The sequence below is a fragment of the Pseudomonas sp. 05T35 genome (assembly GCF_056396605.1).
In genome coordinates this window covers 1-449 of the sequence record NZ_JBFTLU010000975.1, presented here as the reverse complement: position 1 = coordinate 449, position 449 = coordinate 1, and the positions used below count along the sequence as shown (strand labels likewise).

Below are 449 nucleotides of genomic sequence, written 5' to 3'. Positions count from 1 at the left end.
AGGTGATCTGGCCGCCTTCGGTGACCGAACCGGTCGCTGCCAGGGACAGTCCGGTGTTGTCGATCGAATCGGTGATCGTCGTGACTGCCGGCGTCGTGCTCGGGGTCAACTGTTCGAAGTTGCCACCGGTGGTGCTTTCGATGGTGGTGCTGACGGTGCTGCCGTTTTTGTAGACGTCATTCGCCGGGGTATCGACCACCACCGAGCCGGTGGTTTTACCAGCTTCGATGTTGATTACGGCGCCATTGCTGAGCGTGACAGTCATCGGTGTGCCAGCCGGATTGCTCAGCGTGGCGGTGTAGGTGATCTGGCCGCCTTCGGTGACCGAACCGGTCGCTGCCAGGGACAGTCCGGTGTTGTCGATCGAATCGGTGATCGTCGTGACTGCCGGCGTCGTGCTCGGGGTCAACTGTTCGAAGTTGCCACCGGTGGTGCTTTCGATGGTGGTG

The 449-nt window shown here is 61.2% G+C and carries 1 protein-coding gene; it reads right to left on the bottom strand.

Features of this window, described 5'->3' with window-relative positions; genetic code table 11:
- A partial coding sequence (locus AC1DH9_RS30985; protein WP_477809567.1) for an immunoglobulin-like domain-containing protein occupies positions 1–449 on the bottom strand: 449 nt, incomplete at both ends.